The sequence below is a fragment of the Verminephrobacter aporrectodeae subsp. tuberculatae At4 genome, from assembly GCF_000193225.1.
Taxonomy (GTDB): Bacteria; Pseudomonadota; Gammaproteobacteria; order Burkholderiales; family Burkholderiaceae_C; genus Acidovorax; species Acidovorax aporrectodeae.
In genome coordinates, this window is record NZ_AFAL01000235.1 from 1 (window position 1) to 336 (window position 336).

A 336-nucleotide genomic window follows, 5' to 3' on the forward strand; every position below is an offset into this window, starting at 1 on the left:
CGACGCCGCCCGTGGACATCCGCTCCACGGCGCCGCCCCAGCTCGCGGCCGCGCCGCGCACACCGCCCGAGGTGACGGGCGGGCTGTTCCGCAGCGCCAGCTACCGGCCGGCCTTTGAGGACCGGCGCGCGCGCGGGGTCGGCGACAAGGTCACGGTGCAGATCGTGGAGAACGTGACGGCGAGCCAGAAATCCTCGTCCACGCTGGACCGCAGCGCCAAGGAGTCAGCGGGAATCAGCAACCTGCCCTTCGTGCACCGGACGCTCAGCGATCTCACGGCGCTGGGCGCGAACTCCGCCAGCGCGTTCTCCGGCAAGGGGGGCACCGAGAGCGCGA

The 336-nt window shown here is 72.9% G+C and carries 1 protein-coding gene; it reads left to right on the top strand.

Translation table 11 applies throughout. The annotated features are described in order from the left end of the window. On the top strand, positions 1-336 hold a 336-nt coding region (locus VTU_RS0106120; protein WP_010102101.1), incomplete at both ends, for a flagellar basal body L-ring protein FlgH.